At 73.6% G+C, this 17,929-nt stretch carries 17 protein-coding genes; 13 read left to right on the top strand and 4 right to left on the bottom strand.

Annotation, left to right across the window (positions count from 1 at the left end; all coding sequences use genetic code 11):
• Positions 1–39 precede the first annotated feature (39 nt).
• On the top strand, positions 40–891 hold the full coding sequence (locus tag AB8O64_RS14750; RefSeq protein WP_370419589.1) for a MurR/RpiR family transcriptional regulator: 852 nt from the start codon (positions 40–42) through the stop codon (positions 889–891).
• Positions 892–1,086: 195 nt separating this feature from the next.
• Here the strand turns inward: AB8O64_RS14750 and AB8O64_RS14745 are convergent, their stop codons facing one another.
• Entirely contained in the window at positions 1,087–2,319 is a 1,233-nt protein-coding gene (locus AB8O64_RS14745) for an alpha/beta hydrolase family protein (RefSeq protein WP_370419588.1), read from the bottom strand.
• 194 nt (positions 2,320–2,513) lie between these two features.
• Between AB8O64_RS14745 and AB8O64_RS14740 the strand changes: the two genes are divergently transcribed.
• Positions 2,514–3,089, top strand: a complete 576-nt coding sequence (locus tag AB8O64_RS14740; RefSeq protein ID WP_370419587.1) for a hypothetical protein — start codon at positions 2,514–2,516, stop codon at positions 3,087–3,089.
• Between the two features lie 53 nt (positions 3,090–3,142).
• On the opposite strand, the gene AB8O64_RS14735 is transcribed toward AB8O64_RS14740, so the two are convergent.
• On the bottom strand, positions 3,143–4,492 hold the full coding sequence (locus AB8O64_RS14735; protein WP_370419586.1) for a diaminopimelate decarboxylase: 1,350 nt from the start codon (positions 4,490–4,492) through the stop codon (positions 3,143–3,145).
• Between the two features lie 197 nt (positions 4,493–4,689).
• Between AB8O64_RS14735 and hutU the strand changes: the two genes are divergently transcribed.
• From hutU to hutI, 4 genes are all read left to right on the top strand, one after another.
• Positions 4,690–6,354 carry a urocanate hydratase gene (hutU, locus tag AB8O64_RS14730; RefSeq protein WP_370419585.1) on the top strand — a complete coding sequence of 555 codons (1,665 nt, stop codon included), beginning with the start codon at positions 4,690–4,692 and terminating at the stop codon, positions 6,352–6,354.
• Between the two features lie 62 nt (positions 6,355–6,416).
• Positions 6,417–7,604 (top strand): allantoate amidohydrolase, encoded by a 1,188-nt coding sequence (locus AB8O64_RS14725; RefSeq protein ID WP_370423871.1) that lies wholly within the window; start codon positions 6,417–6,419, stop codon positions 7,602–7,604.
• Complete coding sequence (locus AB8O64_RS14720; RefSeq protein WP_370419584.1) at positions 7,595–8,989, top strand: formimidoylglutamate deiminase; 1,395 nt, start codon at positions 7,595–7,597, stop codon at positions 8,987–8,989. The genes AB8O64_RS14725 and AB8O64_RS14720 overlap by 10 nt, the downstream gene beginning before the upstream one ends.
• A 20-nt stretch (positions 8,990–9,009) precedes the next feature.
• Positions 9,010–10,233, top strand: coding sequence for an imidazolonepropionase (hutI, locus tag AB8O64_RS14715; protein WP_370419583.1), 1,224 nt, complete (start codon positions 9,010–9,012; stop codon positions 10,231–10,233).
• Positions 10,234–10,243: 10 nt separating this feature from the next.
• On the opposite strand, the gene AB8O64_RS14710 is transcribed toward hutI, so the two are convergent.
• On the bottom strand, positions 10,244–10,723 hold the full coding sequence (locus tag AB8O64_RS14710) for a nitroreductase/quinone reductase family protein (RefSeq protein WP_370419582.1): 480 nt from the start codon (positions 10,721–10,723) through the stop codon (positions 10,244–10,246).
• Positions 10,724–10,782: 59 nt separating this feature from the next.
• Here AB8O64_RS14710 and AB8O64_RS14705 point away from each other — a divergent pair, with 59 nt between their 5' ends.
• Complete coding sequence (locus AB8O64_RS14705) at positions 10,783–11,142, top strand: MerR family transcriptional regulator (protein ID WP_370419581.1); 360 nt, start codon at positions 10,783–10,785, stop codon at positions 11,140–11,142.
• A gap of 103 nt (positions 11,143–11,245) precedes the next feature.
• Here AB8O64_RS14705 and AB8O64_RS14700 read toward each other — a convergent pair whose 3' ends face one another.
• Positions 11,246–12,136 carry an RNA polymerase sigma factor SigF gene (locus tag AB8O64_RS14700; RefSeq protein WP_370419580.1) on the bottom strand — a complete coding sequence of 297 codons (891 nt, stop codon included), beginning with the start codon at positions 12,134–12,136 and terminating at the stop codon, positions 11,246–11,248.
• Positions 12,137–12,396: 260 nt separating this feature from the next.
• Here AB8O64_RS14700 and AB8O64_RS14695 point away from each other — a divergent pair, with 260 nt between their 5' ends.
• The 6 genes from AB8O64_RS14695 to AB8O64_RS14670 all read left to right on the top strand — a co-directional run bounded on the left by AB8O64_RS14695 (position 12,397) and on the right by AB8O64_RS14670 (position 17,864).
• A complete protein-coding gene (locus AB8O64_RS14695) occupies positions 12,397–12,765 on the top strand; it encodes an STAS domain-containing protein (protein ID WP_370419579.1) in 369 nt (122 codons plus the stop codon).
• 207 nt (positions 12,766–12,972) lie between these two features.
• Positions 12,973–13,467: an ATP-binding protein gene (locus tag AB8O64_RS14690; RefSeq protein ID WP_361927607.1), complete on the top strand. Its 495-nt coding sequence runs from the start codon at positions 12,973–12,975 to the stop codon at positions 13,465–13,467.
• Between the two features lie 214 nt (positions 13,468–13,681).
• Positions 13,682–14,449, top strand: a complete 768-nt coding sequence (locus tag AB8O64_RS14685; RefSeq protein WP_370419578.1) for a peptidase — start codon at positions 13,682–13,684, stop codon at positions 14,447–14,449.
• Positions 14,450–14,491: 42 nt separating this feature from the next.
• Positions 14,492–15,340 (top strand): hypothetical protein, encoded by an 849-nt coding sequence (locus tag AB8O64_RS14680; protein ID WP_370419577.1) that lies wholly within the window; start codon positions 14,492–14,494, stop codon positions 15,338–15,340.
• Positions 15,337–16,428 (top strand): hypothetical protein, encoded by a 1,092-nt coding sequence (locus AB8O64_RS14675; protein WP_370419576.1) that lies wholly within the window; start codon positions 15,337–15,339, stop codon positions 16,426–16,428. The genes AB8O64_RS14680 and AB8O64_RS14675 overlap by 4 nt, the downstream gene beginning before the upstream one ends.
• Before the next feature lie 38 nt (positions 16,429–16,466).
• Positions 16,467–17,864: a hypothetical protein gene (locus tag AB8O64_RS14670; protein WP_370423870.1), complete on the top strand. Its 1,398-nt coding sequence runs from the start codon at positions 16,467–16,469 to the stop codon at positions 17,862–17,864.
• The last annotated feature ends 65 nt before the right edge of the window (positions 17,865–17,929 follow it).

Below are 17,929 nucleotides of genomic sequence, written 5' to 3'. Positions count from 1 at the left end.
CCGAGGTCGAGTGAACCGTCGAACACCATGGAGGGCCCGATGACGGAGACCGGGGGCGAACCGGAAGCCACCGCACGCCTGCAGAAGCTCTTCGAGGGGCACCGGCTGACGCCGACCCAGCGTCGCATCGCCCACTGCATGGTGCGGCGGGCGGCCGACGCGCCCTTCCTCTCCAGCGTCGAGCTGGCCGAGCTGGCGGGCGTCAGCCAGCCGTCGGTGACCCGCTTCGCGGTCGCCCTCGGCTTCGACGGCTACCCCGCCCTGCGCCGCCATCTGCGCGATGTCGTGCCCGCCGCCGAGGCGCCCGGCGAGGGCTCGTACAACGAGTACCAGCAGGCCGTGCACGCGGAGATCGACAATCTCCGCCATCTCGCCTCGCTGCTCGCCGACCCGGCCCCCGTCGCCCGGGCCGGGCGGCTGCTCGCCGCCTCCCGGCCGCTGCCCGTGCTCGGTCTGCGCGCGGCGGCCGCCCAGGCGGGCGGCTTCGTCTACTTCGCTCGCAAGGTCCACCCCGACGTCCGGCTCCTCGACGAGGGCGGCACCCTGCTCGCCGACCGCATCGACGCCGCCGTACGGGCGGGGGCGAGTGCCCTGCTGTGCTTCGCGCTGCCCCGCCACCCGCGCGAGGTGGTCGAGGCGCTGGAGTACGCGCGGGGCGCGGGGCTGACCGTCGTCACCGTCGCCGACTCCACCTTCGCCCCCGTCGCGGGCCACACCGACCACCTGCTCCCCGCCGCCGTCGGCACGGGCCTCGCCTTCGACACGGCGTGCGCGCCGATGCTTCTGGGGCGGGTGCTGCTGGAGGCGATGTGCGACGCGCTGCCGGATGCGCAGGCGCGGCTGGAGGAGTTCGATACGAAGGCCGCTGCGCGGGGGCTGTTCGTGGAGTGACCTCGCCCCTGCGGGCCGTCATGCCGCCTGCGGCGGCGGGCGCCCTGCGGGCGCGTCCTCAATCGCCGGACGGGCTTGATTGGGCTGAGCTCAGCCGCCAAGCCTGTCCGGCGATTGAGGACACAGCACAGCAGCCCGTCCGGTGATTGAGGACACCGCCGCGCAGCGGAGGTGCACCTGAGGCGGCCCGCAGGGCTAGGCGCGGCTCCTCAGGAACCGGTCGAAGAACGCGGCGACGTGCGTCCGCGTCGCCGCCACCGCGCGCTCCGGGCGGACCGTCCCGAGCCGCTCCCGGACGGCCTCCGGGGGGACCGCGCCCTGCGCCGCCAGGGAGGGCAGCAGCGCGGAGGCGTCGGTGTAGGAGCCGTGGCGCGAGCCGCGCAGCGTCACGTCGTCGCGCCAGCCGGTCGAGTTCTCCCACAGGGCCGCCCACGACGGCTGCCGGTGGTGATCGCCGGAGTCCGGGCTCTCCGTGCCCATCAGCAGGAACGGCCGGTCCAGGCCGTCACGGGCCACCGTGCTCAGCTCGCTCCCGGAGCCGCCCGGCCCGGGGAACTCCAGCGTCCCGTCCATGTTGACGGCCGCCCGGATCCGGCGGTCGTCGTGCATGGTCTGGAGCGCGGTGAAGCCGCCCGCGGAGTGCCCGGCCATGCCGACGCGCCGCAGGTCCATGGTGTTGGCGAGACCGGGCGGGAGGGACGTGCGTCGCTTGGCGTCGCCGAGGGTGTCGAGGACGAAGCGGGTGTCGTCGACCCGGGCCTTCATCGCCTTGCGCAGCACGGCGCCGATGTCGGTACCGGGCTTTTGGGCCAGCTCGGGCAGGACGGACTTCGCCAGCCGCCCGCCGGGCAGGGCCACTTCCGACGAGTCGTAGGTGTGGTCGACGGTCACGACCACATAGCCGCGCGAGGCCAGGTCCTCCACCAGGCCGGTGTTCCAGGTGCGCGGGTCGCCCAGGCCCGCCGAGTACAGCACCACCGGATAGCTGCCCGAGCCCCGGGCGACGGGGGCGTCCACGCGCGCGTGCGTACGCGTGGCGGCCCAGTCGGCCTTCCCCGCCGGTACGCCGTAGTTGAGGGAGCCCGCCCCGGTGGCGGAGCCGAAGTGGGCCGCCGCGCGCTCGTCCATGTGCGGTGCCGTCCGGCCGCCGTGCCCCCGTTCGGCCGGGTACCAGAAGCTCACCATCACCTCGCGGGGCCCCCGCTCGGGCTGCCACGGGTCCCGCCGCTTGTCGTCGACCAGGTGCCGGGTGGTGGTGCCCACGGCGTACGGGCCGGTGGGCGCAGGCAACTGCCCGTGCGGGCGGCCCGCGCCGGCCGCCTCGTGCGCGGCCGCTTTGGGGGCGGTCGTGCCCAGCAGGCTCGTCACGGCCAGTACCCCCGCCGCGACGACCGCCCGGCGCTTCAGACCACGCTCGTACGCAGGCATCCCCGGCTCCTTTCCGATCGGCTGATGAGCCGACCTTAGGGAGCGAACGGGTGCCCGGGCGTCATACGTCGGAGCCAACTCGCGGGGGATACCCGGGTATGACACCGGTGGGCGCGGGTTCTCAGCCGGTCCTCAGATTGGTCGGTTAGCGTGCCGCGCGGACAGGCGAAGTCAAGGACACAAGGAGGTCTGCCGTGGGGCGCGGGGCGTATGCGCTGGCGCGGGTGGCGGTGGTCGTACGGGCACCCGCCGGCCCGCTGTGGTGGCTGGGCGTGCTGAGTGCCGGCGTCGGGGCGCTGGTGCCGGGGCTCACCGGACGCCGGATCGGGGTGCTCGCCGGGGCGGCGCTGTTCATCGTCGCGGGGTGCGTGGCCTTCGCGGCACGACGCAGACGGTACGCCGAGCTCGCGCTCGGCGCGTCGCGGGCGGGCCGGTCCGTCATCCTCCAGGACCGCGCCGTGACGATACGGAACTGGCGGCGCCACCGGCGCTGGTGGCTCGCGGCGGCCTTCCTCACCGCCGTGGCCGTCTCCTTCGCCGTCCCGGCCGCGGCGGGCATGGCGATGGCCGGACTGGGCGTCGGCCTGTGGGCCAAGGCCCTGTGGCTGGGCGGCCTGGAACGGGCCGGCGAGGTGCTGCTGTGGGTCCGCACGGACTCGGCACGCGGCAGCGCCGCCGGAAAGCCGGTACGTGGCTACTTGACCACCGGGTTGTCGGCGGGGGACGCGGCGCCGGGTGGTGCGAAACGGGTGCGCTCCGCGCGAGGTTGAGTTTCCAGCCCGTCCGGTGATTGAGGACCGGGGCCCGGGACGGAGCCCGGGGTTCAGCGCAGCGCCGTGAGATCCGCGGCGCACGCCTCACCGCTCTCGGCCACGAGCTCGTCCAGCGTCTGCGGCATCCGCACCGGGGCGAACCGTACGGCGTCGCCGTCACTCCCGCCTTCTGCGAGCGCGTACCCGTAAACCCCCGGACGGGGGAGCGAGTTGTACGCGAAGTGGTTCGAGAAGTAGTACGCGCCCGTGTCGAGCAGCGCGACATGGTCCCCGGCCTCCAGGAGGGGCAGCGGGCGGTTCACGGCGACCAGGTCGCCCGCGAAGCAGCACGGTCCGGCGATGTCCTGCGGCACCGGCTCGGTCGTCTTCGGCCGTCCCAGCGCGTCGAACACCGCCACCCGCAGTGGCCAGGACTCCGGCGCGAACACCGTGCGCGTGGCGACCTGGGCGCCCGCGTGCGTCACCGCGATCCGCCGGCCCCCGGCGGACTTGGTGTACTCCACCCGGGCCAGCACCGTGCCGCTCTTGGCCAGCAGTGACCGGCCGAACTCGGTGACCAGCCCGTACCGCCCGTCGAACAGCCCCGGGACGGTCGCGGCCAGGAGCCGCGCGTAGTCCCGGAAGGTGGGCGTGACCTCGTCGGACGCGAAGTTGACGGGCAGGCCGCCGCCGATGTCCAGGGTGTCGATCTGCTGCCGCCCGACGACCCCGTTGATCTCCTCGGCCAGCTCGTAGGCGATCCGCACCCCCTCGGCCATCAGCTCCAGGGGGCAGCCCTGCGAGCCCACGTGGGCGTGCATACGGGTCAGCCACGGCCGCTCCGCGTAGGCGCGGATCAGCCAGTCGCGGGCCCCCGCGTCGCGCAGCGCCACCCCGAACTTCGAGGTCTCCGTGGCCGTGCTCAGCGCGTCGATGCTGCCGCAGCCGACCTGGGGGTTGACCCGTACGCCCAGGGCCGAGTCGGTCGGCGCGGACCGCACCAGCGCGTCCAGCCGGGCCAGCTCCTCGCGGCTGTCGGCGTTGACGGCGATGCCGAGCGCCAGCGCCTCGCGCAGCTCGGCGCCGGTCTTCGCGGGCGAGTCCAGCACGGTGCGCCCCGCCGGCACGCCGGCCGCGCGCGCCAGCGCCAGCTCCCCGGGGCTCGCGACCTCGCAGCCCAGCCCCTCGTCGGCGAGGAGCCGCAGCACGGGCACCAGAGCCGCGGCCTTCACCGCGAAGGCATGCAGCACCTCCACGTGCCCGCCGGCCTCCGCGAAGGCGCTCCGCAACGCGGCGGCGGCCTCGCGGATGCCCCGCACGTCCAGCAATCCGGCCACCGGGTGCGCCGCCCCGACGATCCCCTGCCCCACCGCGGCCGCCACGGCGACCGCCCGCCTGTCGTCTGCGCTCTGCCCGGTCATGACTCCACTCCACCACCTGAGGCCGTGGCCCGGGAGGGTTTGCGGCGGGTCCGGGCGTGGCGGGGCCGGCCGGCGGCCGGGCCGGACCCGTCGGCCCGCCGACGCGGGACGAGGTCGCCCGCCCTCACCTGTTGACTAGCTGTATTCAGCGCCCCAAGATGTGCAGTGTTCTATTCAGAGCCAGGGAGGTAGGGCCCATGTCAGGACCGCGACCCGTGCGAGCGCCGCGAGGAACCGAGCTCACCGCCCGGGGGTGGCAGCAGGAAGCCGCACTGCGGATGCTGCAGAACAACCTCGACCCCGAGGTCGCCGAGCACCCGGACAAGCTCGTCGTCTACGGCGGCACCGGCAAGGCCGCCCGCGACTGGCGCTCCTTCGACGCCATGGTCCGCACCCTGACCACGCTCAAGCAGGACGAGACGATGCTCGTCCAGTCCGGCCGCCCCGTCGGCGTCATGCAGACGCACGAATGGGCGCCGCGCGTCCTCATCGCCAACTCCAACCTGGTCGGCGACTGGGCCAACTGGGAGGAGTTCCGGCGGCTGGAGGCCCTCGGCCTCACCATGTACGGCCAGATGACCGCCGGTTCGTGGATCTACATCGGCACCCAGGGCATCCTCCAGGGCACCTACGAGACCTTCGCCGCCGTCGCGGCCAAGAAGTTCAACGGCACCCTGGCCGGGACCATCACCCTCACCGCCGGCCTCGGCGGCATGGGCGGCGCCCAGCCGCTCGCCGTCACCATGAACGACGGCGTCGCCATCTGCATCGACTGCGACCCGCGTGCCATCGACCGCCGCATCGAGCACCGCTACCTGGACGTGAAGGCCGACTCGCTCGACCACGCCCTCCAACTGGCCACCGAGGCCCGCGACGCCCGCCGTCCGCTGTCCATCGGCGTCCTCGGCAACGCCGCCGAGCTGCTCCCGCAGCTCCTCGCGATGAACGCCCCCATCGACATCGTCACCGACCAGACGAGCGCCCACGACCCGCTCGCCTACCTCCCCGTCGGCGTCGACTTCGACGAGATGGCCTCCTACGCGGCCGAGAAGCCCGCCGACTTCACCCAGCGGGCCCGCGAGTCCATGGCCCGGCACGTCGAGGCCATGGTCGGCTTCATGGACGCGGGCGCAGAGGTCTTCGACTACGGCAACTCCATCCGGGGCGAGGCCCAGCTCGCGGGCTACGCCCGCGCCTTCGACTTCCCCGGCTTCGTGCCCGCCTACATCCGCCCCCTCTTCTGCGAGGGCAAGGGCCCCTTCCGCTGGGCGGCGCTCTCCGGCGACCCGGCCGACATCCACAAGACCGACAAGGCGATGCTCGAACTCTTCCCCGAGAACGAGTCCCTCGCCCGCTGGATCAAGATGGCCGGCGAGCGGGTCCACTTCCAGGGCCTGCCCGCCCGCATCTGCTGGCTCGGCTACGGCGAGCGCGACAAGGCCGGTGAGCGCTTCAACGAGATGGTGGCCGACGGCACGCTCGCCGCACCGCTGGCCATCGGCCGCGACCACCTCGACTGCGGCTCGGTCGCCTCCCCGTACCGCGAGACCGAGGCCATGCTCGACGGCTCCGACGCGATCGCCGACTGGCCGCTGCTCAACGCCATGGTCAACGTCGCCTCCGGCGCGTCCTGGGTCTCCCTCCACCACGGCGGCGGCGTCGGCATGGGCCGCTCCATCCACGCGGGCCAGGTCACGGTCGCCGACGGCACGGCCCTCGCGGGCGAGAAGATCCGCCGCGTGCTGACGAACGACCCGGGCATGGGCGTGATCCGCCATGTGGACGCGGGCTACGACATCGCGGAGTCCGTCGCGGCGGAGCGGGACGTCCGCATCCCGATGCGCGAGGACGACGCGTCGTGACCGAGGCCGCCCAGCCCGACCGGCCCGTCCGGGGTTCGCACCCCGGGCCGTCGTTCCACGAGATGTGGCGCGATCTGCTGCCCATCGGCCGCAACGCGGACAGCGGCGGCTACCGCCGCTACGCCTGGACGGGTGCCGACGCCGACTGCCGCGACTGGTTCCGCGCGCAGGCGGAGACCCGCGGCCTGACCTACGAGCAGGACCGCAACGGCAACCAGTGGGCGTGGCTCGGCGACCCCGCCGCCGGGGACGCCGTCGTCACCGGCTCCCACCTGGACTCCGTCCCGGACGGCGGGGCCTTCGACGGCCCCCTCGGCGTCGTCTCGTCCTTCGCCGCCCTCGACGAGCTCCGCGCCCGCGGCACCCGTCCCACCCGCCCGCTGGCCATCGTGAACTTCGGCGACGAGGAGGGCGCCCGCTTCGGGCTCGCCTGCGTCGGCTCCCGGCTCACCGCGGGGCAGCTCACCCTCGACAAGGCCCACGCGCTGCGCGACGCCGACGGCGTCTCGCTCCCGCAGGCCATGGAGCGCGCCGGGTACGACCCGGAGACCATCGGGGCGGACCCCGAGCGCCTCGCCCGGATCGGCGCGTTCGTCGAACTGCACGTCGAGCAGGGCCGCGCCCTCGCCCACACGGACCACGCCGTCGGCGTCGCCTCCGCCATCTGGCCGCACGGCCGCTGGCGGTTCGACTTCCACGGCGAGGCCAACCACGCCGGCACCACCCGCATCGAGGACCGCCGCGACCCGATGCTCACCTACGCCAACACGGTGCTGGCCGCCCGCAAGAAGGCCCGGACCGCCGGTGCCCTCGCCACCTTCGGCAAGGTCAGCGTCGAGCCGAACGGCGTGAACGCCATCGCCTCCCTGGTCCGCGGCTGGCTGGACTCCCGCGCCGCCGACGAGGAGACCCTCGCCGCCGTCGTCGAGGAGATCGAACGCGCGGCGGCCGAGCGCGGCGCCCGCGACGGCGTCGACGTCCGCGTCACCCGGGAATCGTTCACTCCGGTGGTGGAATTCGCGCACGACCTCCGCGACGAGCTGGCGAAGCTGCTCGGCGATGTGCCCGTGTTGCCGACGGGAGCGGGACACGACGCGGGTATTTTGTCCGGCGTCATCCCCACCGCCATGCTGTTCGTGCGGAACCCGACCGGTGTCTCCCACTCACCCGCCGAAACGGCGGCCGAGGACGACTGCCTGGCCGGGGTGACCGCTCTCGCCGACGTACTGGAGGGTCTCGCGTGCAGGTGACTTACTGGGCGGAGCACGCGTGGCTCGAGGACCGCGTCGAGCACGGCGTGGCCATCGAGACGACGGACGGGCGGATCACGGCCGTCCGCACCGAGGTCCCGCTTCCCCCGCCCGGCGCCACGACCCTGCGCGGACTGACCCTCCCCGGGCTCGCGAACGCCCACAGCCACGCCTTCCACCGCGCCCTGCGCGGCGTCGTGCAGGCCGCACCCGGCCTCGCGCTGCCGGGCCTCGGCGACGACCGGCCGGCCGCCGGGGCGGACCGGGCACCGGACTCCTTCTGGACCTGGCGCGAGGTCATGTACGGCGTCGCCGACCGGCTCACCCCCGAGAGCTACTTCGCGCTCGCGCGGGCGACCTACGCCGAGATGGCCCTCGCCGGCATCACCGCCGTCGGCGAATTCCACTACCTTCACCACGCCCCCGGCGGCGGTGCGTACGACAACCCCAACGCCATGGGCGAGGCGCTGATCGCGGCCGCCGCCGAGGCCGGTATCCGCATCACGCTCCTCGACACCTGCTACCTCTCCGCCGGCTTCGGTGCCCAGCCCAACCGGCACCAGCTGCGCTTCAGCGACGGCACCGCCGCGCGGTGGGCGGAGCGCGCCGACGACCTCAAGGCCGACGCCAACACCCGGATCGGCGCGGCCATCCACTCCGTACGGGCCGTGCCCGTCGACCAGCTCTCCACGGTCGCCGCCTGGGCGCAGGACCGCACCGCCCCGCTGCACGTCCACCTCTCCGAGCAGACCGCCGAGAACGACGCCTGCGTCGAGGCCCACGGCTTCACCCCCACCACGCTGCTGGCCGACCACGGCGTCCTGGGACCGCACACCACGGCCGTCCACGCCACCCATCTCACCCACGGCGACATGCGGCTCCTGGGCCGCTCGGCCACCGGCGTGTGCATGTGCCCCACCACCGAGCGGGACCTGGCCGACGGCATCGGCCCGGCCCTGCAGCTCCAGCGCGGCGGCTCCCCGCTCTCCCTCGGCAGCGACAGCCACGCCGTCATCGACATCCTCGAAGAGGCGCGCGCCATGGAGCTGGACGAGCGGCTGCACAGCCGTGCCCGCGGCCACTGGTCGGCGGCCGAGCTGCTGCGCGCCGCCACCGCCGACGGACACGCGGCCCTCGGCTGGCACGAGGCGGGGCGCATCGAGACCGGCGCGCTCGCCGACCTCACCACGATCGCGCTGGACACCGTCCGTACGGCGGGGCCGCCGCCCCGGCTCGCCGCCGAGGCGGTCGTATTCGCGGCGACCAGTGCCGACGTCCGGCACACCGTGGTCGGCGGCCGTCATGTCGTGCGTGACGGAGTGCACCAGTCGGTGCCCGACGTCCCGTCGGCCCTGGCCGACAGCATCGCCGCGCTGCGCGGCTGACGAAGGAGAACCTCCCCGAGATGAGCCCCGAGACGATCCCCGGCGCCACGCCCGACCCGGCGGACGGGAAGAAGAGGGCCGACACGACGGCCATCACCAACATCGCCACCCTCGTCACCAACGACCCCTCCCTCGGCGCGGGTCCCCTCGGTCTGATCCAGGACGCGGCGATCGTCATCGACGGTGACCGCATCGGCTGGGTCGGTCCGTCCAGCAAAGCACCCACCACTGACAACCGCCTCGACGCGGGCGGTCGCGCGGTCATCCCGGGCTTCGTCGACTCCCACTCCCACCTGGTCTTCGCCGGCGACCGCACCGCCGAGTTCAACGCCAGGATGTCCGGGCAGAGCTACTCGGCCGGCGGTATCCGCACCACCGTCGCCGCCACCCGCGCCGCGTCGAACAACGAGCTGAACGCCAACGTCGCCCGCTACGTCGCGGAAGCGCGCCGGCAGGGCACCACCACCATCGAGATCAAGTCCGGCTACGGCCTCACCACCGAGGACGAGGCCCGCGCCCTGACCATCGCCTCCGTCCACACCGACGAGGTGACGTATCTCGGCGCCCACATCGTGGCCCCCGAGTTCGCCGACCACCCCGACGCGTACGTCGACCTGGTCACCGGCCCGATGCTCGACGCCTGCGCCCCGCACGCCCGCTGGATCGACGTCTTCTGCGAGCGCGGCGCCTTCGACGGCGACCAGGCCCGTACGATCCTCACCGCCGGCAAGCGCGCGGGCCTGCTGCCGCGCGTCCACGCCAACCAGCTCACCCACGGGCCCGGCGTCCAGCTCGCCGTCGAACTCGACGCGGCCTCCGCCGACCACTGCACGCATCTCACCGACGCCGACGTCGACGCCCTTGCCAACGGATCCACGGTCGCCACGCTGCTCCCCGGCGCCGAGTTCTCCACCCGCGCCGCGTGGCCCGACGCCCGCCGCCTCCTCGACGCGGGCGCCGTCGTCGCCCTCTCCACGGACTGCAACCCCGGCTCGTCCTTCACCAGCTCGATGCCGTTCTGCATCGCCCTGGCCGTACGGGACATGGGGATGACCCCGGACGAGGCCCTCTGGTCCGCCACCGCCGGCGGCGCGGCGGCCCTGCGCCGTACCGACGTCGGCCGCCTCTCCCCGGGTGCCCGCGCGAACCTCGCCCTCCTCGACGCCCCCAGCCACGTCCACCTCGCCTACCGCCCCGGCGTCCCCCTGGTCTCGGCCGTCTGGCAGGACGGCGAACTCGCCTGACAGCCCCGCGCTAGCCGACCCGCTCCAGCGCCACCAGCGGAATGTCCCGCCCGGACGCCAGCGCCCGCTGCCGGAAGTCCGCGAACGCGGGGTCGGCGGCGATCTGCCGCTCCCACACCGCCTCGCGCGCGGAGTCCTCGACGAGGCGGGCCCGCACGGGATAGCGCTCCCCGCCGACCTCGACGACCGCCTCGGGCGCGGCCGTCAGATTGTGGAACCAGCCCGGTGCGACGGGCGCACCGCCGTTCGACGCGAAGACGATCAGCCGCTCACCGTCCGGGAGATGAACGAGCGGCGTCGTACGGGGCAGCCCGCTGCGGGCGCCGCGCGTGGTGAGCAGCAACAGCTTCGTACCGGCGAACTGCCCGCCGACCCGGCCCGCGTTGGCCCGGAACTCCTCGATGACACGGAGGTTGAAGGGGTTGCTGTTGTTGGGCGGTGCGGCCGGGGAAGTCGGGGAATGAGTGGCGCCGGTGGCTGTGTTCGTCATGGACGCCACGCTAAATTCTCACACCCGTGTGAGATTCAAGCCCTTGTGAGGCAGACCATATGAAGATCGGAGAGCTGGCGCGCGCCACCGGCGTGAGCGTGCGCCTCCTGCGCTACTACGAGGAAGTGGGCCTGCTCAGCCCCCACCGCCCCGGCGGCGGCCACCGCCGCTACGCCCCGGACGCCCCCGAGGCGGTCCACCGCATCCGCGTCCTCCTGGCGGCCGGCCTCCCGACCCGTGTCATCCGCGAGATCCTCCCCTGCGTCCAGGGCGCGGGCACCGACTTCGACCCCTGCGTCACGACCCACCTCCGCACCCGCCTGACCGAACTCGACACCCACATCACCGACCTCCAACAAGCCCGCTCCTCCCTCGCGGCCCTCCTGGCCGCCACGGAGAGGGTGGCGACGGCGGCCTGACGGCTGCCGGGCCCGTTCACCGCCATCGCGCCCGAAACGCCGCGCGCCGCCCGGGGTCTCCGGGCGGCGCGCGGCGTTGCGAAAGGGGCGGGGGAGCCGGAGGCTAATCCTCCGTCAGCAGCCCCTTGCGGAGGCGTCCCAGCGTCCGCCCCAGCAGACGCGAGACGTGCATCTGGGAGATGCCGAGCTCTTCCCCGATCTCCGACTGCGTCATGTTCGCCACGAAGCGCAGCGAGAGGATCTGCCGGTCGCGCGGGCGCAGTTCGGCGATCAGCGGCTTGAGCGACTCGACGTACTCGATGCCCTCGAGCCCGTGGTCCTCGTAGCCGATGCGGTCCGACAGCGCGCCCTCGGAATCCTCCTCGTCGGGCTGGGCGTCCAGCGAGCTCGCGGTGTACGCGTTGCTCGCGGCCATGCCCTCCACGACCTCCTCGCGGGAGATGCCGAGCCGCTCGGCCAGCTCGCCGACGGTGGGCGCGCGGTCGAGCTGCTGCGCCATCTCGTCCCCGGCCTTGGCCAGGTCGAGCCGCAGCTCCTGGAGCCGTCGCGGGACCCGCACCGACCAACTGGTGTCGCGGAAGAAGCGCTTGATCTCGCCGATGATCGTCGGCATGGCGAAGGTCGGGAACTCGACGCCGCGGCTCAGCTCGAAGCGGTCGATGGCCTTGATCAGACCGATCGTGCCGACCTGGATGATGTCCTCCATCGGCTCGCTGCGGGAGCGGAACCGGGAGGCGGCGAACCTCACCAGGGCCAGGTTCAGTTCGACCAGGGTGTTGCGTACGTAGGAGTACTCGTGCGTGCCCTCTTCGAGCGACTCGAGGCGCGCGAAGAGCGTCTTGGACAGGGCCCGCGCGTCGACCGGCCCCACCTCGTCGTACGGCGGGATCTCGGGGAGAGCCAGGTTTTCGGGCTCGATCTGCTCGGGCGGGGTTGTCGACGAGGCGGTCTCCCGAGAAGATTCGGTGCGCGGTTCGTCGAGCCGGGGTGACATGGGTGTCCTCCATCATTCTCGGCGTATGGCTGCCGATGCCGTGACCTCTTGCTGCGGTGTGCGGCGCCTCCAAAGCCGTCCGTGGTGGATGTACCTATCTAGCCCTACCCGTCTTCACCACCACATGGCAAGTCCACGTTGTCCGCTTATATCCGAAAATGACGGATCTTCGGCTTCCAGCCTGCGTATCAAAGGCGTAGGGTTCTCATAGCGCCACGCAGATACAGCAACACCACGCAGCACACCGAGAAGGGACGCGCATGGACCGCGGGATGGTCGGCAGTGCGAGCAGGGGCCGGCTGAATGTAGAGGTCCGGCGGGAGGGGACGAGCGCGATCGTCAGACCGGCGGGTGAGCTCGATCACCATACGGCGGAATTGCTGCGCGAGCCCCTGGAGGCGTGCGCCGAGGAAGCCGGGACCCGAGTCATCGTGGACTGCTCCGAGCTGGCGTTCTGCGACTCCACCGGGCTGAACGTGCTGCTCGGCGCCCGGCTGAAGGCCGAGGCGGTCGGTGGCGCGATCCACCTGGCCGCCATGCAGCCCGTGGTCGCCCGGGTCTTCGAGATCACCGGAGCCGAGGCCGTCTTCGCCGTGCACGACACGGTCGACGCGGCGATCGCCGGCTGATCCACGCGCCCGGCTCCGCCGGCCGTCCGGCCCGTCCACCGTCCGGCCCGCTTCCTGTGGCGTTACTCATGCGTTATCCGAGTCACAGGAACCGCGCCGAAGAAGTGGGTGTTCTCACGGATCGGTCGGGCAGGAGTCTGCTGAATCTGTTCAATGTGCCAGGTATCCAACATTTCTCAATCGGTGAATCGGTGAGGTGAAGCGCTGATGAGCACCACCCGGCCGTACCCGCAGCCGGGCGATCGCGGTCCGGAGGCGGGCGGCGCAGCCTCGCCGGGTCCGCCGCGGCCGAGCGGGCAGGTCCGCAGGCTCCACCTCGTCGGCGTCAGCGGCGCGGTGCCGCGCTCCCGCGACTTCACGCGGCAGGCGCTGTACGACTGGGGCTGGCTGCCCGCGGCGAGCGCCGATCACCGGGCCGCCGCCGAGGACGTCCTGCTCGTCGTCTCCGAGCTGGTCACCAACGCCTGCCTGCACGCGAACGGCCCCGACGAGCTGCGGGTGGCCTTCGCGGGCAAGGTGTTGCGGCTGGAGGTCGTCGACCTCGGCAGCGGTACGCCCACCCCCCGCCATCCGCACCGCGCCGGCCGCCCCGGTGGCCACGGCATGTTCATCGTGGAGCGGCTCTGCCTGGACTGGGGCGTCGTCCGCAACGAGGGCGGCAACGGCAAGACGGTCTGGGCCGAGCTGGCCGCCCCCGCGTAAGCCGGCCGGCCGCTCCCCGTCGACCGGCTGACCTGCCCCTTCCGTTTGTTCCCGGCCCCCGTGGCCGGGCACGGACGCCGCCCGCACGCGCCGCCGGACACCACGGCGGCGTGTTCTGCGTCTTCCCTCGACAAGGTCCCCGGCGTACTGTCGGCGCCCGATCTGATGTGTCGTCAGTGATTTTCGGTACGGCACCGGACGAGAGGGGAACGAGGTGTCCCACCCCCAGCGCCACCCCCGACGGCACGTCCGCCGCGCCCCCGTGCGCCGCGCCGGCGCGCTGACCCTGGCCACGGCCCTCGCCGGCGGAACGGCACTGCTGCTCGCCCCGGCCGCGCACGCCGAGACGGTCGACGTCAACTACCAGTGCAAGACGCCGATCGGGGACAAGAGCGCCGTATCGCCCATCGACATCAAGGGTGTGGCGAGCGGCGGCGCCTACAAACTCACCATGTCCTTCCAGAAGGGCGTCTCCTCCAGTCCCGTCGAGCTCGGCAAGGGCGCGATGAAGCCGAGCGCGGTCATCAAGCTCGGCGGCGCGGAGAGCGGGACGGTGGCCGTCGCGGGGCCCGCCAACGACGCGCCGGTTCCGGCCGACACCCCGATAAAGATCAGCGACTTGTCGGGCACCTACACCCCGAAGAAGAGCGGCAAGGTCACCTTCACGGCCGGCACCCTCACCATCGTCGCGCTGGGCACGACGACCACGTGCACCCCCGCCAACGCCCCCAAGCCGTCGCTGACCCTCGACGTGAAGGGGGCAGGCGATACGGGTGGTACGGGCGGGAGCACGGGTGGCACTACGACCACGGGTGGCACTACGACCACGGGTGCGGGCTCCACCGGCGGCGGGGAGCTGCCGCGGACCGGGCCCGCGGACGCGGCCGTCGCCCTCGGCACCCTCGGCGGCACCGTGCTCCTCGCCGGGATCGCCGGCACCCTCTGGCTGACCCGGCGTCAGCGCACCGGCACCGCCCGATAGCGCGGCCACGAGGCCCGTACGCGTCCGCCCAGGGAGCCGCCGATGCCGTCCCGTACCACCTGTATCCGTGCCGCCGCCGTCGCCGCGCTGTGCGCGCTGTCCACGGCGCCCGCCGCCGCGGAGCCCCGGCCCTGGTCGGCCGCTCCCGCGCCGGGCGGCACCCGGGGGCCGGGCGCGGAGGACCGTTCCTCCTTCTTCCTGGAGGGCGGGCCGGGCACGGTGATCGAGGACAGGCTCACGGTGGTCAATCCCGGCGACCGGGCGCGCACGGTCGCCCTGCGCGGCACCGGCCCGTGGATCGCCCTCGCCGAACGGCGGGTGAGGGTCCCGCCGCGCACCCGCGCCGACGTGCCGCTCACCGTCACCGTCCCGGCCGGCACCGCGCCCGGCGACCACCACGCGGCGGTCGTCGCCACCGGGGAGGGCCTGCGGGTCCGGGTGCCGATGGCGGTGCGCGTGAGCGGCTCGGCGCTGCCCGCGCTGACCGTCGAGCATGTACGGGTCAGCGGCACGGGCGGGGCCGCGGTCATCCGGTACGCCCTCGTCAACCGCGGGAACACCACCCTCGCCCCGCGTCTGACGATCCGTGCGAAGGGCCACTTCGGCGAGGTGCTGAACCGCGTCGCGCGCGACGTCCCCGCCGCGCTGGCGCCGGGCGGCAGCGTCCGGCTGACGGAGAAGTGGCCGGACGCCCCACGGCTGGACCCGGTCGAGGTCCGGATCACCGCGCAGGCCCCGGGGGCCGCCCCGGCCACCGCCTCCGGCTCGTACACCCCGCTGCCCTGGCTCGTACCGGCCGTGCCGGCCGGGCTCGGCCTGGCGGTCGCGGGCGTGGCCGGCCGGTTCCTCGTGCGCCGCCGTGGCCGTCGCGGCGCGGGAGCCACGGCATGAGCCGCCCGGGAAGGCCCGGGGTGCTGGCCGCCGTACTCCTCGCCGTGGCCGCGCTGGTGCTGCTGCCGGCCGGACGGGCGACGGCGGACGGGCCCACGGTGGCCGTGGACCGCGCCGAGGCGGGCAAGGGCGGCAGCGTCACCGTGACCGGCACGGGATGGCGGCCGGGGGCCCTGCTGACGCTGCTGATCTGCGGACAGAACATGGTCGGCGGCACCAACGACTGCGCCAACGGCGACGGCCGGGCGGCCACCGTCGGCGACGACGGCCGATTCAGCCGGAAGATCCCCGTCGCCGAGCCGCCGAAGCCGTGCCCGTGTGTCGTGCACGTCGCGACCGTCACGGGCGAGCGGGCGGCCGCGGACGCCGCGTTCCGCATCGCCGGTCACCCGGTCGAGCCGCTGCCCCGGCAGACGGGCCGGGAGCGGCTGAGCGTGCTCGGGGCGCGGCTGGAGGGCTCGAGCGGGCTGCTGACCTGGTTCGGAGCACCCCCGCGGCGCAAGCTCGTCGTCACCGTCGGCAACCTCGGAGCGACCCCCGTCCGGGACCCGGTCTTCCGCGTCGGCACCGCGCACGGCGTGCTCGCCCCGGCCTGGGAGGAACAGCGCTGGCGCGGCACGGTCGCCGCCGGCGCGAAGGCGCGGGTCGCGCTGGACGTGGAGCTGGCGGCCGGGGCGCACGGGGACTACGCCGTCTCGCTCGAGTACGGCGGCAAGCTGCTGGTCGAGCAACCGTGGGACGTGCCCCGGCCGTGGGGCGTGACGCTGTTCTGGACCCTGCTGTGCGTGGTCGTCCCGGCGACGGTCTTCCGCGCGGCGATGGCGGCGGTGGCAGCCGCGGGCCGCCGCCGGGACGGACCGGAGGCGAGGGGCGGTACGGGCCGCCGCCACCGGTCGGTACGGGCCCCCAGGGGCTGGACCCGGCCCTCCTCACGACCGAGCCCGCCGGGCGCGGGGGCCGGGGGCGGCCCGGGAGCGGCTGCTCGCGGGAGCCCCGACGCCCGCGAGGGCCTCCCGTGGTTCGCCGGAGACGCGCAGCCACGGGTTTCCGCACCATCCGAGGACGGACCGACGAAGGGAACGACGTGAGTACGCGACGGAGAGCACGCGCGGCAGGGCTCGCGCTGATGCTGGGGGGCGCGGGCACGCTGCTGAGCGCGGGTACCGTGCAGGCCGCCGAGGTGTCCTACGCGACCGAGTGCATACCGCCCCCGATCTCGCAGCTGCCGCCCGTGCAGGGCACCACGCGGGCGGACATCACCGCCCCGGCGACGGCGAAGGTCGGCGACGAGGTCGAGGTGGTGTGGAAGACGGTCCAGGCCGCCTCCAAGAACCCCGACATCCTCGATCTGGACAAGGACACCGTCAAACCGACCGGGAAGATCACGCTCGGTGGTGCGCAGACCGGTGAGCTGGCCGTGGAAGGACCGCGCCAGAACCCGCCCATCCCCAAGAACAGCGCCATGATCCTGCCCGACATGAAGGCCAAGGTGAAGCTGACGAAGGCGGGCGAGGTGACGCTCACCCCCGGCGCCTACGCGATCAACGTCAGCAAGCCGCTGCCCACGGACACCAAGTGCTCACCGAAGGAGGCGGTGAAGCCCGCCGCCACGATCAAGGTGACGGACGGCTCGTCCGGCACCAGCGGTGGTACGACGACGACCGGTGGCAGCACGACGACCGGCGGTACGACGACCGGTGGGACCACGACCACAGGCGGTACGACAGCCGGTGGTACGACGGCCGGGGGCACCACGGGCGCCACGACGACCACCGGCGGCAGCACCGGCAGTACCGGCACCGGTGGCACCACGGGCGGCAGCGACCCCGGTGACGGGCCCCTCACGGGCAAGGAGCTGAACGTCGACTACCAGTGCAAGACGCCCATCGGCGACAAGAACGTCACCTCCCCGGTCCAGATCAACGCCCTCCGCAAGGGCGGCGTCTTCGACCTCACCGTGAAGTTCGGCAAGTCCGTCATGGACAGCCCCGCCGAGATCCCCGCCAAGTCCGTCGTCCCGTCCATGGCGGTCACCGTCGGCGGCGCGGACAAGGGCAAGGTCGAGGTCGTCGGCGAGCCCAACAAGGATCCGATCAAGACCGGGCAGCCCATCGTCGTCCCCGACCTCAAGGGCACGTACAAGCCCGGCGCGAGCGGCAAGGCGACGCTCACGCCCGGGGTCCTGACGGTCAAGGCCCTCGGGACGACCACCGTCTGCACCCCGGCCAAGGACCCCGGCGTGTCCCTCGAGGTGGACACCAAGGAACAGCCCGGCGGCACCACGGGCACCACAGGATCCACAGGCACCACTGGATCTACAGGCACAACGGGAACCACTGGCACCACTGGTACCACCGGGGCGACGGGCGCCAGCGGAACAACCGGCACCGGTAGCGGCTCCGGCGGTCTCGCCGCGACCGGCGCGAGCGGCCCCCTGAAGGCCCTCGCCCTCGCCGCCGGGACGCTCGTCCTCGTCGGCGGCGCGGTCCTCGCCTTCGTCCCCGGGCGCCGGCTGCGTCGCTGAGACACGGCAGACGGTGACGGGCACACGCGAAGGGCCCCGGCGCGGAGATCCGCGCCGGGGCCCTG

The sequence above is a fragment of the Streptomyces sp. QH1-20 genome (assembly GCF_041283565.1).
In the GTDB taxonomy this organism is placed as follows: Bacteria; Actinomycetota; Actinomycetes; order Streptomycetales; family Streptomycetaceae; genus Streptomyces; species Streptomyces syringius.
Note: the sequence above shows the minus strand (reverse complement) of the source record. Positions and strands in the feature narration are given on the sequence as shown.